The 16,475-nt window shown below is 65.8% G+C and carries 17 protein-coding genes and 2 pseudogenes; 11 read left to right on the top strand and 8 right to left on the bottom strand.

Features of this window, described 5'->3' with window-relative positions:
* Positions 1–19: 19 nt before the first annotated feature.
* From plsX to G6N82_RS13565, 4 genes and pseudogenes are all read left to right on the top strand, one after another.
* A pseudogene (gene plsX / locus G6N82_RS13550) lies at positions 20–1,097 on the top strand (phosphate acyltransferase PlsX).
* Complete coding sequence (locus tag G6N82_RS13555; RefSeq protein WP_277601947.1) at positions 1,094–2,062, top strand: beta-ketoacyl-ACP synthase III; 969 nt, start codon at positions 1,094–1,096, stop codon at positions 2,060–2,062. The pseudogene plsX and the gene G6N82_RS13555 overlap by 4 nt, the downstream one beginning before the upstream one ends.
* A 101-nt stretch (positions 2,063–2,163) precedes the next feature.
* Positions 2,164–2,466: an integration host factor subunit alpha gene (locus tag G6N82_RS13560; protein WP_206520225.1), complete on the top strand. Its 303-nt coding sequence runs from the start codon at positions 2,164–2,166 to the stop codon at positions 2,464–2,466.
* A gap of 4 nt (positions 2,467–2,470) precedes the next feature.
* Positions 2,471–2,863: a MerR family transcriptional regulator gene (locus G6N82_RS13565; protein ID WP_165197283.1), complete on the top strand. Its 393-nt coding sequence runs from the start codon at positions 2,471–2,473 to the stop codon at positions 2,861–2,863.
* A 7-nt stretch (positions 2,864–2,870) separates the two neighbouring features.
* Here G6N82_RS13565 and G6N82_RS13570 read toward each other — a convergent pair whose 3' ends face one another.
* From G6N82_RS13570 to G6N82_RS13585, 5 genes and pseudogenes are all read right to left on the bottom strand, one after another.
* Complete coding sequence (locus tag G6N82_RS13570) at positions 2,871–6,293, bottom strand: AAA family ATPase (RefSeq protein ID WP_165197285.1); 3,423 nt, start codon at positions 6,291–6,293, stop codon at positions 2,871–2,873.
* A gap of 31 nt (positions 6,294–6,324) precedes the next feature.
* On the bottom strand, positions 6,325–6,681 hold the full coding sequence (locus G6N82_RS15095; RefSeq protein WP_241255112.1) for a DsbA family protein: 357 nt from the start codon (positions 6,679–6,681) through the stop codon (positions 6,325–6,327).
* Complete coding sequence (locus tag G6N82_RS15100) at positions 6,644–7,075, bottom strand: thioredoxin domain-containing protein (RefSeq protein WP_241255113.1); 432 nt, start codon at positions 7,073–7,075, stop codon at positions 6,644–6,646. Before G6N82_RS15100 ends, G6N82_RS15095 begins: the two co-directional genes overlap by 38 nt.
* Positions 7,076–7,182: 107 nt before the next feature.
* Complete coding sequence (locus tag G6N82_RS13580) at positions 7,183–7,869, bottom strand: thioredoxin domain-containing protein (protein ID WP_165197287.1); 687 nt, start codon at positions 7,867–7,869, stop codon at positions 7,183–7,185.
* Positions 7,866–8,404, bottom strand: a pseudogene (locus tag G6N82_RS13585) (DUF721 domain-containing protein). The gene G6N82_RS13580 and the pseudogene G6N82_RS13585 overlap by 4 nt, the downstream one beginning before the upstream one ends.
* Before the next feature lie 29 nt (positions 8,405–8,433).
* Between G6N82_RS13585 and G6N82_RS13590 the strand changes: the two are divergent.
* Positions 8,434–9,477 (top strand): A/G-specific adenine glycosylase, encoded by a 1,044-nt coding sequence (locus tag G6N82_RS13590; protein ID WP_165197289.1) that lies wholly within the window; start codon positions 8,434–8,436, stop codon positions 9,475–9,477.
* Here G6N82_RS13590 and G6N82_RS13595 read toward each other — a convergent pair.
* Positions 9,474–9,695: a hypothetical protein gene (locus G6N82_RS13595; protein WP_165197291.1), complete on the bottom strand. Its 222-nt coding sequence runs from the start codon at positions 9,693–9,695 to the stop codon at positions 9,474–9,476. The genes G6N82_RS13590 and G6N82_RS13595 overlap by 4 nt on opposite strands.
* Before the next feature lie 104 nt (positions 9,696–9,799).
* Between G6N82_RS13595 and G6N82_RS13600 the strand changes: the two genes are divergently transcribed.
* Genes G6N82_RS13600 through G6N82_RS13615 form a run of 4 tightly spaced genes read left to right on the top strand, consistent with a single transcriptional unit; the run spans position 9,800 to position 13,484 of the window.
* The gene (locus G6N82_RS13600; protein WP_165197301.1) at positions 9,800–11,110 is read left to right on the top strand and encodes a serine hydrolase domain-containing protein; all 1,311 of its coding nucleotides are present in this window, start codon (positions 9,800–9,802) and stop codon (positions 11,108–11,110) included.
* Positions 11,111–11,995 (top strand): NAD(+) diphosphatase, encoded by an 885-nt coding sequence (gene nudC, locus G6N82_RS13605; RefSeq protein WP_165197303.1) that lies wholly within the window; start codon positions 11,111–11,113, stop codon positions 11,993–11,995.
* Positions 11,992–12,681, top strand: a complete 690-nt coding sequence (locus G6N82_RS13610; RefSeq protein WP_206520226.1) for a DsbA family oxidoreductase — start codon at positions 11,992–11,994, stop codon at positions 12,679–12,681. The genes nudC and G6N82_RS13610 overlap by 4 nt, the downstream gene beginning before the upstream one ends.
* The gene (locus tag G6N82_RS13615; RefSeq protein WP_165197307.1) at positions 12,678–13,484 is read left to right on the top strand and encodes an SDR family NAD(P)-dependent oxidoreductase; all 807 of its coding nucleotides are present in this window, start codon (positions 12,678–12,680) and stop codon (positions 13,482–13,484) included. The genes G6N82_RS13610 and G6N82_RS13615 overlap by 4 nt, the downstream gene beginning before the upstream one ends.
* 52 nt (positions 13,485–13,536) lie before the next feature.
* On the opposite strand, the gene G6N82_RS13620 is transcribed toward G6N82_RS13615, so the two are convergent.
* Both G6N82_RS13620 and mgtE read right to left on the bottom strand, forming a co-directional pair.
* Positions 13,537–13,929: a DUF1489 domain-containing protein gene (locus G6N82_RS13620; RefSeq protein ID WP_165197309.1), complete on the bottom strand. Its 393-nt coding sequence runs from the start codon at positions 13,927–13,929 to the stop codon at positions 13,537–13,539.
* A gap of 23 nt (positions 13,930–13,952) precedes the next feature.
* On the bottom strand, positions 13,953–15,404 hold the full coding sequence (mgtE, locus tag G6N82_RS13625; protein ID WP_165197311.1) for a magnesium transporter: 1,452 nt from the start codon (positions 15,402–15,404) through the stop codon (positions 13,953–13,955).
* 108 nt (positions 15,405–15,512) lie between these two features.
* Here mgtE and G6N82_RS13630 point away from each other — a divergent pair, with 108 nt between their 5' ends.
* Positions 15,513–15,974, top strand: a complete 462-nt coding sequence (locus G6N82_RS13630) for a peptidylprolyl isomerase (protein WP_165197313.1) — start codon at positions 15,513–15,515, stop codon at positions 15,972–15,974.
* Positions 15,967–16,416, top strand: coding sequence for a hypothetical protein (locus G6N82_RS13635; RefSeq protein WP_206520228.1), 450 nt, complete (start codon positions 15,967–15,969; stop codon positions 16,414–16,416). Before G6N82_RS13630 ends, G6N82_RS13635 begins: the two co-directional genes overlap by 8 nt.
* The last annotated feature ends 59 nt before the right edge of the window (positions 16,417–16,475 follow it).

A 16,475-nucleotide genomic window follows, 5' to 3' on the forward strand; every position in this document is an offset into this window, starting at 1 on the left:
CTGAATTGGAGAACGGGAAATGAGTCTGCCGCGTATCGCCATTGATGCGATGGGCGGCGATGAAGGTGTTCGCGTGATGATCGAGGGTGCAGCCCTTGCGCGCCGCCGCCATGACCAGTTCCGCTTCCTGCTGGTGGGTGACGAAGCGCGGATCAAGGCCGCGCTGGAAGACCACCCCAATATGCGCGGGGCCTCCGAAATCCTGCATTGCGATGATGTGGTGGGTGGCGACGAGCTGCCCAGCCGCGCGTTGCGCCGCGCCAAGACCACCTCGATGGGGCTTGCCGTCAATGCCGTGAAGCAAGGCGAGGCTGGCGCCGCGGTTAGCGCGGGCAACACCGGCGCGCTGATGGCTATGAGCAAGCTGGCGCTGCGCACCATGCCGGGGATCGACCGGCCGGCGCTCGCCGCAATCATGCCCACGCTTGAAGATTCCTGACGTGGTCATGCTGGACCTTGGCGCCAATACCGAGGCGGATGCGCGCAATCTGGTGCAGTTCGCGATCATGGGCGCCGCCTATTCGCGCATCATCACTGGGCGCGAGGCGCCGCGGGTGCGCCTGCTCAACATCGGGACCGAGGAAATCAAGGGCACCGAGGCGCTGCGCGATGCCGCTGCAAAGCTGCAGGCGGCGACCGGCCTTGCGATGCAGTTCGACGGCTTCGTCGAAAGCGACAAGATCAACCGCGGCCAGGTCGACGTGGTGGTGACTGACGGCTTTTCCGGCAATATCGCGCTCAAGGCGATCGAAGGCACGGCCCGTTTCGTGACCGACCTACTGCGCGCCGCCTTCACCAGCTCGCTGCGCTCCAAGGTCGGTTTCCTGGTGTCGCGCCCGGCGACCGAACTGCTCAAGCATCATCTTGACCCCAACAATCACAATGGCGCGGTTTTCCTCGGCCTCAATGGCGTGGTGGTGAAGAGCCATGGCAGCGCCACATCGGGCGGCGTGGCCAATGCCGTTGCGGTGGCAGCGCGGCTGCTGGAAAACCGGCTGACCGAGCGGATTGCGCAGGACCTGGCCGAACTGGGTGAAGACAGTCTGCGCACGCCCCCGCCGGTCAATGGCGGCGAGCCCGGCGAGGCGAGCAAGTGATCCGCAGCGTGATCCGCGGCAGCGGCTCCGCGCTGCCGGCCCAGGTGGTCACCAATGCGCAGCTGGCCGAGCGTGTCGATACAAGTGACGAATGGATCGTCGAGCGGTCAGGCATCCGCCAGCGCCATATCGCGGGCGAGGGCGAAACCACGGGAACCCTTGCCACTGCTGCGGCCCGTGCCGCGCTGGCCGATGCCGGGATCGATGCAGCCCGGATCGACCTGATCATTGTGGCGACCGCGACTCCCGACAACACCTTTCCCGCCACTGCCACCAAGGTGCAGGACGCGCTCGGCTGCAATGGGGGGATTGCCTTCGATGTTGCCGCGGTGTGCTCAGGCTTCCTCTATGCGTTGGCGACCGCCGATTCGATGCTGCGCACGGGCCTGGCGAGTCGCGCGCTGGTGATCGGCGCGGAAACCTTCAGCCGGATCCTCGACTGGGAAGATCGCACCACCTGCGTGCTGTTCGGCGATGGCGCCGGCGCGGTGGTGCTGGAAGCACAGGAAGCGGCCTCGGACGATGCACCCGGCATCATCTCCACCCGGCTTCATGCCGATGGCGCGCAGCACGATCTGCTCTATGTCGATGGCGGTCCTTCGACCACGCAAACGGTTGGCCATGTGCGGATGAAGGGACGCGAAGTGTTCCGCCACGCGGTCGTCAATCTCGCCGATGTGCTTGCCGAAGTGCTTGAAGATACTGGTCTTTCCTCCGCAGATATTGACTGGGTGGTGCCGCATCAGGCCAACAAGCGGATCCTCGATGCCACTGCAAGAAAGCTGGGCATCGCCGAGGAAAAGGTGATCGTGACCGTCGATCGCCACGCCAATACCTCGGCCGCTTCGGTGCCGCTGGCCTTCGATGTCGCGCGCAAGGACGGGCGCATCAAGCCGGGCGACCTGGTGATGTTCGAGGCCATGGGCGGTGGCTTTACCTGGGGTGCCTGTCTCGCGCGGATGTGAACAATTCCGTGTCGTCCAAGTACGTGATTTGCCAAGCATAGTTCGAATCCATACAGTGCGTGCAGGGACTCGGGTCGCACGACTGAAAAGGGAGACGCCGCATGATGCGTTCGGTGGGTACGCTTACACGCTCGGATCTCGCAGAGACCATCAATCGCAAGATGGGTTTTTCGCGAGCTGAATCGCTCGACATGGTCGAGGCCATTCTCGAAAAAATGTCCTCAGCGCTCGAAACCGGCGAAAACGTCAAGATTTCGGGCTTCGGCACTTTCGTGCTGCGCGACAAGCGCGAACGGATCGGCCGCAATCCCAAAACCGGCATCGAAGTGCCGATCACACCGCGCCGGGTGCTGACGTTCCGGGCCAGCCAGCTCCTGAAGGAGCGGATCGCCAAGGGCAGCTGATCCGGTGTCCGCGCCCTTTGAAGATGGCAAGGACGAGGGGGCCCTGCGCACGATCGGTGAAGTGAGCGACGCGCTTGGCATCAAGCAGCATGTGCTGCGCTATTGGGAACAGCAATTCCCGATGCTCAAGCCGCTAAAGCGCAGCGGTGGGCGCCGCTATTACCGGCCGGGCGATGTCGAAATGGTCGAGGCGATCGACCGGCTGGTCAATCGTGAGGGCTACACGCTCAAAGGCGCGAAAGCGGCGATCCGCGAAGGCAAGTCAGGGGCGGCTCGTCCGCCGCTGGCTGAAACGCCCGGCGTGGCGATCGCGCTGGCACAGGGCGCTGCAGGCGATGATGTGCTGGCGCAGCTGAGGGGTATCCGGGCGCGGCTGGCAGCAGCGCTGGACGCGTAACGCGTAGCTATTCCGCCGCCATCAGTTCGGCCTGGCTCAGGTCGACGCTGACCAGGCGTGACACGCCCTTTTCCGCCATGGTGACGCCGAACAGGCGATGCATGCGGCTCATCGTCACGGCATTATGCGTGACGATCAGGTAGCGCGTGGCCGTGTCGCGCACCATCGCATCGAGCAAATCGCAGAAGCGCTCGATATTGGCGTCGTCGAGCGGCGCATCGACTTCGTCGAGCACGCAGATCGGCGCCGGATTGGTCAGGAACAGCGCAAAGATCAGCGCGGTTGCGGTCAGTGCCTGCTCGCCGCCTGACAGCAGGCTGAGGCTTTGCAACCGCTTGCCCGGCGGCTGGGCGTAGATTTCGAGGCCTGCCTCGAGCGGGTCGTCGCTGTCGACCAGCGCCAGATGCGCCTGCCCGCCTTCGAACAGGCGCGTGAACAGTGTGCGGAAATGGCCATCGACCTGTTCGAACGCGGCGCGCAGCCGCTCGCGACCTTCGCGGTTGAGATTGCCGATCGAGCCGCGCAGCCGGTTGACCGCTTCGGCCAGTTCGGCCTGTTCGCTGGCGCTGGCGCCATGCTCTTCCTCGATCCGCTTGAGCTCCTCGGCAGCTACGAGGTTGACCGGCCCGATCCGCTCGCGGCTCGCGACCAGCCGGTCCATTTCTTCGGATTGCGCGCTCGCATCGGTGATCGCGTCCGGATCGAACTCGAAACGATCAGCCAGCAGCGGCGGCGGGCACTGGAAGCGCTCGCCTGAAATACGCGCCATCTCCCCGCGCCGCGCCTCTTCATTCTCGGCTCGCGCGGTCAGGCCAGCGCGCGCTTCGCGCTGGGTTGCGAGCGTCTCATTGGCCTCGGCAAAGGCGCGTTCGGCGGTATCAAGCGCAGCCTGAGCTTCAGCGACGACGCGCTCCGCTTCGGCCAGTTCCTTGCCCAGCCGCTCGCGCATGGTATCGCCCTGTTCGATCTCGGCCATCAGCCCGGCGGGCTTGGCGGCGACGACCGTGCGTTCTTCGTCGATTTCCTCTAGCCGCCGGGCGACTTCAGCCATGCGCCGCGCCGCTTCGCCCGAGCGCGCTTCCCAATTGCCCTTTTCGCTGCGCTGCGCCGCCAGCCGCTCACGCGCAACCGCCAGCGCCTGGTCATGCGCGGCGAGCTCGGCCGCGCTGGCCTGCACCGTGGTGCGCGCGGCTTCGTTGCGCGCCTGTGCGGCTTCCAGTTTCGCTCGCCCGCTGTCAGGCGAGGGCAGGGCGCTGCGTTTGGCCTCGGCCGCTTCCACTTCGCTGGCGGCCTGTTCGATCTCGCCGGAAATCTGTGCCAGCCCTTCGTCGAGCTCCCTCGAACGCACCGCGTGGCGTTCGCGTGCCGCCTCGGCCTGGTCAAGCGCGCGCAGTGCTTGCCGCTCTGCATCCGCTGCCTGGGCTAGCGCCCGTTCGCGTGCCACGAGATCCGTCTGCAGCGCGGAGAGTTCGTCGCGCACTGCCGCTTCGGCCTGTTCCGCCGCAGCCAGCGCGGTGCGCAGTGCGGGCAATTGCTGTTCCAGTTCAGCCAGCCGGTTGGCCGCTTCGAGCCGCGCCGCTTCTGCTGCGCCTTCACCGCGCGCGATGAACCCGTCCCAGCGCCGCAAGTGCCCCGCGCGCGTGACCAGCCACTCGCCCGGCTTGAGCGCACGCCCGTCGTCCTTGTCCGCGACATGAACCAGCGCCAGGCGCGGTTTCAGCTCTTCGGGGCAAGCGGTGACATGCGCCAGCAGGCTTTCGGCCAGCGGGGCAGGGGCGCTGCCGCCGGTCCAGAACCGTCCTTCGCTGTCGCCCGCAGGTTTGCCCAGCGGAGATTTGCCGTCGCGGCCCAGTACGGCTGCGAGCGCGCGTTCATAACCCGGCGCGACCGCAACCTTGTCGAGCGCGGCAGGCAGGCCGGCACGATTTTGCGACTGCCGCTCACGCGCGTCGCGATCGCGCACCAGCGCCTGGTATTCGCGTTCGACTCCGGCGAGTTCGGCCCGCGCCGAGGCAGTTGCGGCGCCGCTTTCGTCGCGCTGCGCCTGCAATTCGGCCTTGCGCGCTTGGCCCGCTTCCAGCGCAGCCCGCAGTTCGGCCAGTGCCTTGGCGGCAGCCTCTGCGTCTTGGCGCGCCGCCTCTACCGCAGCCGCTGGATCGCCGCTGGCAGAAAGCTCGTCGAGCTGGCGTTGCTGGCGGGCCTGTTCGCCGCGCAACCGCTCAAGCCGCGATTGCGCCTGCGCAATCTCAGCCTCGGCAACGCGCCATTCGGCTTCGACCCCGGCATGGTCGGCGGTGGCATTGGCCAGCGCCAGTTCGGCGGCGCGGGCGGCGCGTTCGGCCTCTTCCGCGCGGCGGGAAATCTCGGGGCGGCGGGCTTCGTCTTCCGCCAGCGCCTTGGCGAGAGCTTCGATCTCGCGGTCGAGCCGCGCCAGGGCCTCGGCCGCGTCGCGGGTCACCCGCCCGGCATCGCCGCGATCTTCTTCCAGCCGCGTCTTCTGCCGGTCGAGATCGGCCAGCCGCTGTTCGGCGGCTTCGAGCTGGCTGGTGAGCGCGGCCATGCGGTGGCCATGCGCGCTGGCATCGTCGCGCCGGTCAGCCAGCTCGTCGCGCGCCTCGGCGACGGCGGCAGCGGCCAGAGCCTGCGCCTTCTGCGCTTGGTCGGCGGCCTGCTTGGCGGCTTCGACATTGCGATCCGCCTGTTGCGCTGCGGCGCGGGCTTCCTCGGCCATGCGCGCGGCATCGCGCCAGCGGGCGAACAGCAGCCGCGCCTCAGCCACTTTGATCTCGGCGGACAGCTTGGTGTAGCGTTCGGCCTGCTTGGCCTGCCGCCGCAGCGAGGAAATCTGCGCGTCGAGCCCGGCCATCAAGTCTTCCAGCCGGGCCAGGTTCGCTTCGGTCTGGCGCAGCTTGCCCTCGGCATCCTTGCGCCGGACATGCAGGCCCGCGATCCCCGCAGCTTCTTCCAGCATCGCGCGTCGTTCGGTCGGCTTGGCGGCGATCACCTGCGCGATCTTGCCCTGGCTGACGAGCGCGGGCGAATGCGCACCGGTGGCGGCATCGGCGAAGGTCAGCGCTACGTCTTTCGCGCGCACGTCACGCCCGTTGACGCGATAGGCGCTGCCCGCGCCGCGTTCGATCCGGCGGGTGACTTCAAGCTCTTCGCCTTCGTCATCACGCCCTTGCAGCACAACTTCGGCAAAGTCGCGCGGCGGGCGGGCCTGGGTCCCGGCGAAGATCACATCTTCCATCCCGCCAGAACGCATCGATTTGGGCGAGTTTTCGCCCATGACCCAGCGGATCGCTTCAAGCAGGTTGGACTTGCCGCAGCCATTCGGGCCGACCACGCCGGTCAGCCCGGGCTCCACGCGCAATTCGGCCGGCTCGACAAAGCTCTTGAAACCGCTGAGCTTGAGCCGGTGAATCTCCATTACGCGTGAATGCCCCCCCGTCATCCGTGGCTTACCGCGCGCCGGCCTGTTGCAGGATCGGTTCCAGCGCTTCCCACTGGTTCACTTCCAGCTTCTTGCCATTGAGGAAGAAAGTCGGAGTGCCCGTCACGCCTAATTCCTGCCCTTGCTTTTGCGAGCGTTCTGCAAGCGCCTGAATCTTCGCGCCATCGGCAAGGCAAGTGCGGGCCTGATCGCTGCTGAGCCCGCGGGCGGCGAAGAAATCGATCAGGCCTGCGGCCTGGCCGATCGCGACAAAGCGCTGTTCGGGCGGCAGGCTGGATGCAGCTTCGAAAGCGGCGCCATTCTGGTTCACCGTTTCGAAAATCGCTTCAAGCGATGCCCATGCCTGGTCGGACAGCGGCTGCATGGTTCTCCGGCTGGCCGCAACGCACCAGCGTGGCGATTGTCAGGTCGATCGGATCGCGCACGAGGTTGCGCAGTTCCAGACTGACCACACCGGTCGAAACATAGTCCTTCTTCAGTGCGGGCGCGCCATTGGCCGAGAAATGGGCACAGGCGCCGCATGTATGGCTGGCGTATTCGACCAGCTTGAGCGGTGCGTCCGGATTGCCGATCAGATAGCCATCTTCCGGGGTAACGGTGACCATATCGGTCCACTGCTGGCCGTCAGGGGCAGGGATCGCAGCGATCGGCTCGCCCGCCAGCGTATCGGTGCCTTCTTCGGTGCCGTTGCAGGCAGCCAGTGCCAGCGCAAGTCCGGCGGCGATCGAAGAAGCGAGGAAACGGCGCGAAATCGTCATCAGTCATGAATCCTTACGAGGGAAGAAGAGGCTATACTAAGCGGGCAAGGGGGTGAAGCGCACGGGGCAGCTTTCCACAAGTCCTTCCCCAATGTCCTGTGTTGGCACTATTTGGCTGCGGTGGCGGTCAGCTGCGCATCAAGTGCCTTTTGCAGGTCGGGCCAGGCATGCACGCCGTCGAGCAGTTTGTCGTTGATCGTGAAGCTGGGCGTACCGCGCAGGCCAAGCCGCTCCGCATCGGCGCGCGAGGCCTGGACCAGCCGGGTTTCCATGGCCGTGTCAGCCATGCATTTGTCCAGATCGACGGTGCGGTATCCGCGCCCTTCCATCAGCTGGTAGAAATCGAGGTCAGCCGCAATCGCCCGGCGCGCCGCGGCCCGATCCGGGTTGGACCAGCGGAGCCGCTGCTCTGGCGTGGATTTCGCGGCAATCGGCAGCCACTTGTCCTGGCTGAGCATGATGGCGGCGTGATTGAGCGCGAATTTCTGCGGATCGCCGCAATGGGTCAGCATCGCTGCGGTCAGGTCGATCGGATCACGCAGCAGGTGGCGGACTTCCACCGAGACCTTGCCGGTCTTTACATAGGCGATCTTCAGCGCCGGATCGCCATTGCGCGCGAAGTCCGCACAATGCCCGCAGGTATAGCTGATATATTCGGCCACCTTGGTCGCGGCCTTGGGATTGCCGATCAAATGCCCGGCATCGGTCTTGGTGACCGTGATCATCCAGTTCGGGGCGAAACCGCCGGTCAGCACCAATGCGCTCGCCAGCAAGCCTGCTTTCAATAGCTTCACTTCGGTTGTTCCCCTTTGTAACCCATGCTGCGGGCCAGCGATTCCAGCACCGCCCGCAATTCCGGATCGCCGATATCGCGCAAGCTGTCACCCAGTTCCATCGGGATCGGCTTAAGCGACGGCGGCGGTTTGGCCGGCTCTTCAGCACGCGTCGGCTTAACCTCACCTTGCCGCAACTTGACCCGTGCCACGGCCTTATAGCCGAAGAAGCGGTTCACCCGCTCGATAATCTCCGGAATCACCTGCTGGATAAGCGGAGCGTGCGCGGGGACCACCACCAGCTGCAAGATGCCGTCGGACTTCTCGCCCGGGGGAAACGGATCGCTTCGGGCATGCACACGCGGGCGTGGACCGGACCGACAATTTCGGGCCAGCGGGTTACGACCGAACTCTGCACGAATCCGAAACGGCGAAAGGCGGTTCGCCCGATCTGCGGCATCAACTCGCCGATCGAGCGCGGTGCGCCGCCACGGGGGCGCTGCCAGGGCTTGGCTTTGCCCGCTTTTGCGGATTTCGAGGGCTTGTCCCGTTCCATTGCGCTGCCGCCAATGCCATAGCCGCGCCGTGACTGCCAGCGCCAAACCTGTCTCTGCCGCACTGCTCCACTGGTATGACCGGCATGCCCGCGACCTGCCGTGGCGCAATCCGCCCGGCGCTCCGCGCCCATCCGATCCGGCCTGGCCCTTTCGCGTGTGGCTGTCCGAAGTGATGCTGCAACAGACCACTGTAGCGGCGGTGAAGCCCTATTTCGCCAGATTCCTCGCTACCTGGCCCACGGTCGAGGCGCTCGCAATGGCAGACGACGCCGATGTGATGAGCGCCTGGGCCGGGCTGGGCTATTACTCGCGCGCGCGCAATCTGGTGAAATGCGCCCGGGCGGTGGCGGCGCGCGGCGGCTTCCCGCAAACCGAGGCGGAACTGCGCGAACTGCCGGGGCTGGGGCCCTACACGGCGGCGGCGATCGCCGCGATTGCCTTTGGCGCACGGGCGGTGGTGGTCGATGCCAATGTCGAACGGGTCGTGGCGCGACTGTTCGCGATCGAGGAACCGCTGCCCGGTGCACGCAAACCGATCCGCGAACGGGCGGAGGCGATCACTCCGCGAGAGCGGGCGGGGGACTTCGCACAAGCGATGATGGACCTCGGCTCGTCGATCTGCACCACGCGCGATCCCAAATGCCTGCTGTGCCCGCTGGCGGACATGTGCGAAGCGCGGGCGGCAGGCGATCCGGCGCGATTGCCCATCAAGGCGGCAAAAAAGCCCAAGCCCGAGCGCAATGGGCGAGCGTACTGGATCGAACGCGATGCGCAGGTGTGGCTCGTCACCAGGCCTGGCAACGGCATGCTAGGCGGGATGCGCGCGCTGCCGGATGACGGCTGGAGCGCGCAGGCGGACGGTTCGGGCGACGCACCACTGCCGGGCAAGGGCGAGCCGCTGGGCGCGGTGCGGCATGTGTTTACCCATGCCTCGCTCACGCTCGAACTCGTCCGGCTTGAGGGCATGCCCGCTGGCGAGGGGGAATGGTGGCCGATCGAACGGATCGATGAGGCCGGCCTGCCCACGCTCTATGCCAAGGCCGCGCGGCTGGCGCTGGCCCAGCGCGGCTAGAAAATTCCGCCGCCGATCATCAGCCGTACAGCTGCGATCAGCAATACCACCAGGCAGAAATTGCGCCCGCTGTTGCTGGATGACAGCTGCCCGACGACGATTCCGATCGCCACGACGGGCAATGCGATCCAGTTGAGCGCGCCAAGGAATGGGATCTGCGCCGGTATGACGATCACCAGCGATACGATCCCGATGATGAAGGAAAGCAGGTTGAGCATGTGTCTTATATGTATAAAACACCCGCCGATTTCAAGACCCGATTGACCCCTGCGGTCCAATCCCCCAAGAACCCCCGCAATCCATTTCGATAAAGGACCCATCGATGGCATTCCGCACCTTCGATTCCCCCCAGCTGTCCCGCCGCGAGCTGTTTCGCGCAGGCGGATACCTCGCCGCTGGCAGTGCGCTGGCCACCATGCCGTTCGGCCGCGCGTTGCTGGCGCACGATGTCAGCGAAAGCTGGCCCAACGTGGCGAGCACGATTGGCAGCTATGTCGAAAGCGGCAAGGTGGCCAATATGTTGGTCAGCTTCGGCTGGAAGGCACAGGATCCGCATACGGTCAGCCGCGGCACCCTGTCCTTCAACAACAAGGCGGAGGCTGGGCTCGATTCGCTCTATCGCATCTACTCGATGACCAAGCCGATCACCGGCATGGCGGTGATGATGCTGATCGAAGACGGCAAGCTGCGGCTTGACCAGCCTTTGGCAGAGATACTGCCTGCCTTTGCCGAGATGCGCGTGCTCAAGCGGCCCGATGGCCCGCTTGACGATACCGTGCCCGCAGAACGGCCGATCACCATCCGCCAGCTGCTGACTCACACGGCCGGGCTCGGCTATGATATCACCAGCAAGGGGCCACTGCTTGAGGCTTATCGCGGCGCCGGCATCACGTCGGGGCAGGTCAGCCGCCTGCCGATCCCGGGACTGCCACAAGTTGCATCTGCGCCGGGGTTGAAAGCCTTCGCGGACCGGCTGGCGAAGCTGCCGCTGGCCTATCAACCGGCCACTCGCTGGAGCTATTCGGCCAGCATCGACTTGCTCGGCCGAGTGATCGAAGTCGCCTCTGGCCAGGGTTTCGCGGAATTCCTGCAGCAACGCATGTTCGATCCCTGTGGCATGACCAGCACCTATTGGCAGGTCCCAGCCAGTGAGACCAAGCGGCTGACCGACAATTACGGCATCCTGGCTGGCATGCCGCTGCCAATGGATCCGGCAGGCGCGTCGATCTATCTCGACAAGCCGCCGCTGATCTGGGGCGGTTCGGGCCTCGTGTGCAGCCCGCGCGATTACGACCGCTTCCTCAAGATGCTGCTCGGCTATGGCGTGATCGACGGCAAACGCGTGATAACCGAGGCGGCGGTGAAGCAGGGCACGTCCAATATCTTGCCGGAAAGCGTCAGCACCAAGGGCACCTGGCTTGCGGGAGAGGGCTTTGGCGCGGGCGGGCGCTCGAAAGGGCAGCAATATGGCTGGAGCGGGGCCGCCGGGACGATTGGCGCGGTCGATTTCGGGCTGGGTCTGCGCGCCGCGCTGTTCACGCAATACATGCCGTCCGAAGCCTACAAGGTGCGCGACGAATTCCTCTCCGCGCTGGAAAAGGACCTCTCGGGAATGCGGCGGGCGGCAGCGTAAATGCGCGCCATGCATCCGATCGCCTTTTCCGGTTCGCCGATCGAGCGGGCTGACCAGATCCGCGTCGACGAGCAGGCGTTGGCCGCGCAAATGAATTGGCGCGCGCGAGTGCTCAAGCTCGACGGGCTCAACCCGGTGTTCGACGATGCCGGTGCGCTCGAATGGGGCACGCTGGCCGATGTGGCAGAGGATGCCGAGCTGTGCTTCCTGGGCCTGCTCGACGGCAAGGCCTGCTTTGCCATGGTGCCCGATCAGGGCGCGACCGGCCCGGCCTATGCCAATCCGCAGATCTGGGCCGCGATGCAGGCGCTCCAGCCGGGCGAGCTTGCGACTTATGGCGGGGCGCGCAGCCTGGTTGACTGGCACGCGCGGCATAAATTCTGCGCGCGCTGCGGCGCCAAGACAGTGATCGCCAAGGGCGGCTGGCAGCGAAATTGCCCCGCATGCCAGGCGCAGCATTTCCCGCGCACCGATCCGGTCACCATCATGCTGGTCGAACACGAAGGGCGCCTGCTGCTGGGGCGCCAGCCGCGTTTCCCGCCGCGCATGTATTCGGCGCTGGCGGGCTTTGTCGAACCGGGCGAGACGATCGAAGAGGCGGTCGCGCGCGAGATCTGGGAAGAGGCCGGGGTGCGTGCGCGCGATGTGCAATATGTCGCCAGCCAGCCCTGGCCGTTTCCCAGCCAGCTGATGATCGGCTGCTATTCGGTAACCGACGATCCCGAACTGACGATCGACACCACCGAGCTGGACGATGCCCGCTGGTTCACCCGCGAGGAGCTGGAGGCGGCGCGCGCGGCGGGCGAGCGCGGCACCGACGATTTGATCTTTCCGCGCAGTTTCGCGATTGCGCACCATCTGGTAACCTGGTGGCTCGACCGATGACTGAAACCGCTCCCCATCGCCTGACGATCGACATCTATTCGGATGTCATGTGCCCCTGGTGCCTGATCGGCTATGGCCAGCTGAGCAAGGCGCTGGAGGAACTGGACGGCGAAATCGCCGCGCAAATTCGCTGGCGCCCGTTCGAGCTGAACCCTGACATGCCCGCAGAGGGTGAGGAACAGAACGCCCATCTCGCCAAGAAATACCGCCGCAGCGACGAAGAACGCGCCGCGATCCGCGCGCAGATGACATCGATCGCGGACAGCGCCGGGGTATCGCTGAGCTATCAGGGCGAGGGCGAGGCGCCGCCAGCGATGATGTGGAACACCCGCGCCGCGCATAAGCTGCTCGCCTTCGCGCTGGAAGAGGCCGGGCCGAAGGTGCAGACCGCGCTGAAGCTCGCGCTGTTCCGCGCGCATTTTAACGAGCGGCGCAATGTCTCGGACGAGGCGGTGCTGCTGGATATTGCTGCCAGCGTGGGTCTGCACCGCGAGGCGGCCAAGGCGGCGCTGGCGGATGACACGCTCGAAGCGCAGGTGATCGCGGAAGAGCGGCAGGCGTGGGACATGAACATTTCCGGCGTCCCGGCGATGATCGTGAACGGCAAGTTCCTGATCCCCGGCGCGCAGGCGCCCGAAACCTATGTCAACGCGCTGCGCCGCGTGGCGGAGAAAAGCGCGGCGTGAGCGCATTTACGCCTCGCACCGCGGTGATTACCGGCGGGGCGAGCGGGATCGGCTTTGCGATTGCGCGCGAACTGGCGGGGCAGGGCATCACGGTGATGCTGGCGGACCTGCCGGGCGACCGGCTCGATCGGGCGGCAGGCATGATCGAAGGCGCGCTGACGCAGCCGTGCGACGTGGGCGATCTGGCGCAGGTCGAGGCGCTGGCAGAGGCCGCGTTTGAGCGGCTGGGCGAAGTGCACCTGGTGCTTAACAACGCCGGGGTCGGCGGCCCCAATGGCAGACTGTGGGAAGTAGGTCCCGAAGCCGCCCGCGCGCATTTCGACGTGAATTTCTGGGGCGTATGGCACGGCTGCCGCGCCTTCGCGCCGCGCCTGATCGAGCAGGCGGCACCGAGCGCGATCTACAACACCGGCAGCGAGAACAGCCTGTTTTGCGCGGTGCCGCGCTCGGCCGCTTATATCGCCGCCAAGCACGCGGTGCTGGGCCTGACCGAAAGCCTGCGCGAAGACCTGCCGTCGCATGTCCACGCCGGCACGATCATCCCCGGCTGGGTGTTCACCGATATCGGCCCCGAACAGTTCATGAAGCCGGGCATGCCGGCGGAAGACTATGCCCGGATCGTCGTGCCGCAGCTGCTGGCGCGGCGCCGCTTCGTGGTCAGCCATGGCTACAACACGGTGCGGATTGCCGAGCGGATGGACGAGCTGGCCGCAAGCTATGCCGAATATGCGCTGCCGCCTGATGAGGACGCCAAGCACGATGTGCGGCTGGTGATGGACGCGCTGCGGCAGGCGCAGGAATGACGAAATAGGCAGGTCCGCATCCCACCCACACTCGGACATTCCCACTAATTCGCTAAATCAGTCCCAGCTTCTGCAATTGCCCGGCCATCCGGCCCGGCAGGGCGTCGCCCACATCCTCGCCTTCGGCCAGGTCGCGCGGCGCGTCTTCCTCCGCGAGATAGCGCCAGCCCTGGTGCGCGCGCTTGGGACGCGGGTGGGCCTGCACGAGCTTCGGCTCCAGCCAGATCGTCCAGCGCCCGTCTGGCCGCTGTTCGAACTCCATGATCGGGCTGCGCGCCACGATCGTGTGGTCGATGATCCAGTAGAGCGAGCCGCCGACCATCTCCTCGTGCCGTTTAGGCAGATAGCGCGTGGTCATTTCCGCGCGTGGGCCCGCTTCGACCCAGCGGCGCAGGTTGTCGATGCTGCCCGAACGATAGGCGATCTTGGTCATGTGGAGCGGCATGCGCGCCACATAGGGGCTTGAGGCTATCCCGCCAAGCCGGTTGCCACTGCCAGCCCCAGGAAAGCGAAAAAGCCCATGCTATCCGTGATCATCGTCACGAACACGCTGGAGGCCACGGCCGGGTCCTGGTTCAGCCGCTCGAAAATCACCGGCACCAGCACGCCCGCCATGCCCGAAACGATGATGTTGATCACCATCGCCAGCGCGATCACCATGCCCAGCTGCGGGGTGAAGATCGCCGCAGTGCCGATCCCGATCAGCACCGCGATGGTCACGCCATTGAGCAGCGCCACGCGCAATTCGCGCGCCACGATCTTCCAGGTGTTCGCCCGGGTCAGCTGATTTGTGGCGATCGCGCGCACCGCCACTGCCATGGTCTGCGTACCGGCATTGCCGCCGATGCTGGCGACGATCGGCATCAGCACCGCCAGCGCCACCAGCTGTTCGATCGCGGCGCCGAACATGGCGATGATCGCGCTGCCGACCAGCGCCGTGCCGAGATTGGCGATCAGCCAGCGCACCCGCGCGCCATAGGCTTCGCGGATCGGCTCGTTGATGTCGCCTTCGCCCGCGCCCGACAGCAGCAGCACGTCTTCGCCGGCTTCTTCGGAGATGATGTGGAGCACGTCGTCCACCGTCATCTGGCCGACCAGCCGCCCGCTTTCGTCCACCACGGCGGCGGACACCAGCGCGTATTTCTGGAACATCAGGCCCAGTTCTTCCTGGTCCATGGTGACGGGGATCAGCGTCTGGTCGCGCTTCATCACGTCGCTCAGCGCGATATTGCGCGGTGTGGTGAGGATCCAGCTGAGCGCGCAGGTGCCGACCGGGTGGTGGCGCTCATCCACCACGAAGATCTCGAAAAAATCGGTGGCGAGATCGTGCCGGCCGCGCAGGTAATCGATCACGTCGCCCACCGTCATGTGTTCGGGCACGGCGACGAGGTCGCGGCTCATCAGGCGGCCGGCGGTCTCTTCGGGATAGGCCAGCGCGCTTTCGATCGCGGCACGGTCTTCCGCGTCGAGCTCGGCGAGGACGGCCTGCTGGTCCTCCTCGTCAAGGTCTTCGATCAGCTGGACCGCGTCATCGGTCTCCAGCTGCTCGGCGATGGTCGCAACCGCTTCGGCGGGCAGCGCTTCCATCATGTCTTCGCGCACGTAATCGTTGAGCTCGGCGATCACGTCGGAGCTCATCAGATCGGTGATCGCGGCAGCCAGCGGCCCGCGATCCTCGCGGTCGATCAGTTCGAACAGGTCGGCAATGTCGGCCGGGTGGAGCGGCTCGACCAGATCATAGACCGCGCCCTTGTCACCCTGGTCGAGCGCGTCGCGAACCGCGCGCAAATAGGCGGGCTTCAGCCGGTTTTCCTCGTCATGGCGCTCGTCGTCGATGCGGTCATCCGGGCGCGCGCCTTCCTCTGGCGGAGCGTCCGCCAGCAGGATGTCGTCGTCTTCAAGGCGCGGATCGTCGGCCATGCGCTTCGTCTAGGCGGGCAGGGAGAAAAGGCAAGCGCAAGGGTGACCTTGCTGGTGACTTTGGCGCGCAAGTGATTATAGGGCGCCGCAAACGAAGGAGATTCAATAATGGCCGATACGCTCACTTTCACGCTCGACACCGGCGACGGCGAGCACAAGGATGTCGTGATCAAGCTGCGCCCCGACCTTGCACCGGGCCATGTCGCGCGGATCACCGAGCTGGCGAGCGAAGGCTTTTACGACGGCGTGGTATTCCACCGCGTGATCCCCGGCTTCATGGCGCAGGGCGGCGACCCGACCGGCACCGGCATGGGCGGCAGCGACAAGCCCGACCTCAAGGCGGAATTCAACGCCGAGCCGCACGTGCGCGGCACCTGCTCGATGGCGCGCACAGCCGTGCCGGACAGCGCCAACAGCCAATTCTTCATCTGCTTTGACGATGCGCGCTTCCTCGACAAGCAGTACACCGTGTGGGGCCAGGTCGAGAGCGGGATGGAACATATCGACGCGCTGCCCAAGGGCGAGCCGCCGCGCAGCCCCGGCAAGATCGTGAAGGCAACGGTTGGCTGATCCGGCGCTCGCTTCGGCCCTGGCCTCAATCGCCGGGGCCATGGCGAATGCGCAGGACCGATGGTGGATCATCGGCAGCGCCGCAGTCGCGCTGCACGGGGGCGATCCCGGCAAGATTGCCGACATCGATGTGATGGTGTCACTGCGCGATCTCGACGCTTTGTATCAGCGCCTGCCGCTCACCGACACGCCGGATGACGGCAAGGCGATCTTCCGTTCGCAGCGCTTCGGCTTGTGGCCCGCACCAGCGATGCCGGTCGAGTTCATGGCCGGGCTGGAAGTGCTGAAGGACGGCCAATGGCTGGCTGTGAGCCCGCAGACGCGCGAAAGCGTGCCGTGCGGAGGTGTCGATGTATTCGTGCCTGCACGTGCAGAGCTGATCGCAATCCTCGAACTGTTTGGCCGGAGCAAGGACCTCGCGCGGGCGGCAACCCTCAAATGATTTCCTGCGAACGCAGGAATCCAGATCGGGCAGTTGCAACCGGGCTCCCGCTTTCGCAG

It is taken from the genome of Altererythrobacter sp. BO-6, assembly GCF_011047315.1.
GTDB lineage: Bacteria > Pseudomonadota > Alphaproteobacteria > Sphingomonadales > Sphingomonadaceae > Erythrobacter.

Excerpts from the sequence above, each read along its gene's own strand:
- G6N82_RS13560 (WP_206520225.1), top strand. The coding sequence starts at position 2,164 with ATGATGCGTTCGGTGGGTACGCTTACACGCTCGGATCTCGCAGAGACC.
- G6N82_RS13570 (WP_165197285.1), bottom strand. The coding sequence starts at position 6,293 with ATGGAGATTCACCGGCTCAAGCTCAGCGGTTTCAAGAGCTTTGTCGAG.
- G6N82_RS15095 (WP_241255112.1), bottom strand. The coding sequence starts at position 6,681 with ATGCAGCCGCTGTCCGACCAGGCATGGGCATCGCTTGAAGCGATTTTC.
- G6N82_RS15100 (WP_241255113.1), bottom strand. The coding sequence starts at position 7,075 with ATGACGATTTCGCGCCGTTTCCTCGCTTCTTCGATCGCCGCCGGACTT.
- G6N82_RS13595 (WP_165197291.1), bottom strand. The coding sequence starts at position 9,695 with ATGCTCAACCTGCTTTCCTTCATCATCGGGATCGTATCGCTGGTGATC.
- G6N82_RS13600 (WP_165197301.1), top strand. The coding sequence starts at position 9,800 with ATGGCATTCCGCACCTTCGATTCCCCCCAGCTGTCCCGCCGCGAGCTG.
- nudC (WP_165197303.1), top strand. The coding sequence starts at position 11,111 with ATGCGCGCCATGCATCCGATCGCCTTTTCCGGTTCGCCGATCGAGCGG.
- G6N82_RS13610 (WP_206520226.1), top strand. The coding sequence starts at position 11,992 with ATGACTGAAACCGCTCCCCATCGCCTGACGATCGACATCTATTCGGAT.
- G6N82_RS13620 (WP_165197309.1), bottom strand. The coding sequence starts at position 13,929 with ATGCCGCTCCACATGACCAAGATCGCCTATCGTTCGGGCAGCATCGAC.
- mgtE (WP_165197311.1), bottom strand. The coding sequence starts at position 15,404 with ATGGCCGACGATCCGCGCCTTGAAGACGACGACATCCTGCTGGCGGAC.
- G6N82_RS13630 (WP_165197313.1), top strand. The coding sequence starts at position 15,513 with ATGGCCGATACGCTCACTTTCACGCTCGACACCGGCGACGGCGAGCAC.